This is a genomic window from Pseudonocardia wallangbongensis (genome assembly GCF_054486945.1).
Genome location: NZ_JBRERS010000037.1, coordinates 1 through 3,395, shown reverse-complemented (window position 1 = coordinate 3,395; position 3,395 = coordinate 1). Strand labels below are relative to the sequence as shown.

Genomic DNA, 3,395 nt, shown 5'->3' with positions numbered 1-3,395 from the left:
GTCGGCGGCGACCTCGTGGTCGCCGACCCCTGACTTGCGGCAGTGGACGCGCGAGCCGCCCAGCTCCTCCTGGGTCACCTCCTCCCCGACCGCGGCGCGCACGAGGTGCGGGCCGGCGAGCGCCATCGAGCCGCGCCCCTTCACCATCGGCACGAAGTCGGCGAGGCCGGGGATGTAGGCGGTGCCGGCGGCGCACGGCCCCATCAGCGCCGCGATCTGCGGGATCACGCCGCTCATCACGACCTCCTCGCGGAAGAGGTGGCCCGAGCCGGCGAACAGCGAGCCGACCGCCTCCTGGATCCGCGCGCCGGCCGAGTCGAGCAGCCACACGAACGGGATCCGCTTGCTGAGCGCCAGCTCGCGCAGCCGCCCGACCTTCGTCTCGCCGGTCATCCCCATCGAGCCGGCCATGACGGTGAAGTCGTAGGCGCAGACGGCGACCATGCGGCCGTCGACCTTGCCGTAGCCGGTGATGACGCCGTCGGCCGGCGCCTCCTTGCCCTCCAGCCCGCGGACGGCGAAGTGGATGCCGGCCTGGATGCCCAGCTCGGTGAAGGTGCCCTCGTCGATCAGCAGGGCGAGCCGCTCGCGCGCGGTCAGCTTGCCCTGCTCGTGCTGTCTGGCGATCTTCGCCTCGCCGCCGCCGAGCGCCGCTCTCGCGCGCCGCGCGTGCAGCTCCTCGACCAGCGGCCGCAGGATGCTCGGGGGGTTGGTCACCGACCGGTCCACTGCGGCTCCCGTCTCTCGAAGAAGGCCCTCACGCCCTCCTGGATGTCGTCGGTCGAGAAGGCGAGCGCCAGCTGCGCGCGGAGGAAGTCGAGCGCCTGCTCGAAGGCCATGTCCTGCTGGCGGTACATCGCGTCCTTGCCGAGCCGCATCAGCAGCGGCGTCTTCTGCGCCAGCCTCGCGGCCCAGTCGGCGACGAAGCCGTCGAACTCCTCGGCGGCGACGACGCGGTTGACGATCCCGATCCGCTCGGCCTCGCGCGCGTCGATCTGCTCGCCCAGCAGCAGCAGCTCGTTGGTCTTCTTGCGCGGCACGTTGCGGTAGATCAGCGCCATGATCATGAACGGGAAGACGCCGACGTTGATCTCCGGCGTGCCGAAGCGCACCCCCTCCCTTGCGACGATCAGGTCGCAGGCGAGCGCCAGCCCGAGCGCGCCGGCCAGCACGTGGCCGTTGGCGGCGCAGAGCGTCGGCTTGCCGAGCCGGCCGATCAGCTCGAACAGCCGCGGGAAGCGGTCGATCGCGGCATGCTTGTGGACCAGCGGCGCCTCGGCCGCGAAGCCGCCGAGGTTGCCGCCGGCCGAGAACACTCTCGCGTGGGTCGAGGTCAGCACGACGACGCGCACGGCGTCGTCGTCGCGGGCCGCCGCGAAGGCGGCGAGCAGGTCGTCGAGCAGCTCGTCGGAGAGCGCGTTGCGGCTGTCGGGCTGGTCGAGCGCGATCGTCGCCACGCCGTCGGCGACGTCGTAGCGGAGGGTGGCGTAGGGCACGCAGGCTTCCTGTGAGAAGTAGGACGTTTCACTCCCAACTCTGCCGGTCGGCGACCGGGCGGTCAAGCGGAAAGCAGACCGAGCGCCGACCCGCCAGGTTTCAAAAGGGTCCACTGATGGAGAGGGCCTGAGTGGTCGTGCTGGCATCGGACCCACGACCAACAGGGGAAACAAGAAGGGGGGCGGCCGTTGGGCAAAGAGAACATCGTTCGAGGCAATCAACTGAGCCAGCCGGAGCAACACAGACGCTATCCGGCGCTCAATCGGCTAAAGGAAGATATGACTTCTAGCATCAAGATGTGCATAACGAAATCACTGCTGGCCGCCTGCACCATCACGGCATTCGCATGCATTGCCGCGCCAAACGCCTACGCATACGACCTGTTCAACTACTTCAACAGCCCACTTGCCCCAAACACCTGGAGCTATGGCTATGTCGGCCAATTCAATAACAACTGGGTTCGCTACCTCGGCGCGGGAACCGTGGCGGTTTGCGAGAGAGGCCACGACCCCGCGAACGATGTCGTGATAAGCCTGCGCTGCGGGAACAACTCGGTTACAGGCCAGCAGGACTACGGTCCTCGCGACAACCAGTCGCTGAAGAGCAGACTCCACGCCCAAAATGCTTCGCCATGGAATCATACGATTCGCGGAGACGGAGTCTATGGAACGCCGAGCCCGGCAACGGCAACCGCACCCCTCAGCCAGCTCAAAGACGACTTTGCCGTTCTTAGGAAGGGCGGGGAGCCGCAGGCGAGCGGCGAACTCGCCTACACAAGCGGCCGCGCGTTCGTAACGATTGGTTCCAACAGCATGTGCCTCAATACCACCGAGTTCGGCAAGATGAGCTGCGTTGGATTTACCCACGCTGAACGTGGGGATCTTCGCGCGGCAGTCGTCTGCTCACCTGCCCTCCCGCCAGCCACCGTCGCGATCTATGGCGTCGTCCCGGATACGGTCAAGCAGATCGACCTGATCGGCGACCGCGGCATCATTCGGTCGCTCGATGTCCACAACAGCCTCTACGGCATCAAGCTCCCCGCAGCCGAAGCGAGCGAGATCGTCGACATCGTCCCAGTAGGTGCGCCGAACGATGACCGCCAGACTGGCCGAGACATCGTCCCTGCCGACACCTCATGCGCATAGCGTGATCGTCGAGCACACGACAGGGCATCCGATGTAGGCGCCGAGCACCCGGCCGGTGCAGGTGCTCACGGCGCACCGCACCGGTCGAAGGCAGCACAGGAGTCGTCGTCATGCAGCGCTTGGGCGTACCGACGTTTCAGGTCCCTTGCCCCTGGGAATGGCTGGCGTGGTCGCGTTGCGGATCTCGCGCGGCCGTCGTTCGTCCCTCGAAACGCCCAGGAGGTACCTCCTTTGGAGGCAGGAATCAGCACGACGCGCGGCCGTGCGCTCGTCATCGCACTGCTCGCCGCCGTGCTCACGAGCGGCCTGCTGCTCGCCGGCGCCCAGGCGGCCGGCGCGGCGTCGCCCCAGCTGCTCGCGCCCGGCAACGGCAAGGTTCTCGCGAGAGGCTCCCAGCCGATCTTCAAGGCCCGCGACACCGACCCCAACTCGCGTCGCTACAACGTCTACATCACGATCTCGAGATCGAAGAAGCGCGACAAGCGCGGCGATCTCAAGCAGACGAAGAAGTTCAGCACGTTCGCGAGCATGAAGCGCAAGGGCAAGTTCGGCTTCGTCTACAAGACGCCGAGCTACAGCTTCCCGACCTGGATCATGCAGGCGCCCGGCAAGTACTACTGGCAGGTCTTCCACATCGACTGCCGCGTGCGCGGCTGCCACGTGCACAGCAAGGTGCGCTCCTTCCGCGTCCGCTGACGCCAAGGCCGCTCGCGCCCCTCCGCGGCCCGGCCGTCCCCCTGGGGCGGCCGGGCC

4 protein-coding genes are annotated in these 3,395 nt (G+C 67.4%); 2 read left to right on the top strand and 2 right to left on the bottom strand.

Annotated features, from left to right (window positions below):
• Both ACU436_RS42285 and ACU436_RS42280 read right to left on the bottom strand, forming a co-directional pair.
• Positions 1-717 (bottom strand): carboxyl transferase domain-containing protein (locus tag ACU436_RS42285; RefSeq protein WP_459032818.1); only part of this gene is annotated, 717 nt, incomplete at its 3' end.
• Positions 714-1,562 carry an enoyl-CoA hydratase/isomerase family protein gene (locus tag ACU436_RS42280; RefSeq protein WP_459032817.1) on the bottom strand — a complete coding sequence of 283 codons (849 nt, stop codon included), beginning with the start codon at positions 1,560-1,562 and terminating at the stop codon, positions 714-716. The genes ACU436_RS42280 and ACU436_RS42285, both read right to left, overlap by 4 nt.
• A gap of 123 nt (positions 1,563-1,685) precedes the next feature.
• On the opposite strand from ACU436_RS42280, the gene ACU436_RS42275 reads away from it, so the two are divergent.
• Positions 1,686-2,642: a hypothetical protein gene (locus ACU436_RS42275; RefSeq protein ID WP_459032816.1), complete on the top strand. Its 957-nt coding sequence runs from the start codon at positions 1,686-1,688 to the stop codon at positions 2,640-2,642.
• Between the two features lie 231 nt (positions 2,643-2,873).
• Positions 2,874-3,338, top strand: a complete 465-nt coding sequence (locus ACU436_RS42270; RefSeq protein ID WP_459032815.1) for a hypothetical protein — start codon at positions 2,874-2,876, stop codon at positions 3,336-3,338.
• The last annotated feature ends 57 nt before the right edge of the window (positions 3,339-3,395 follow it).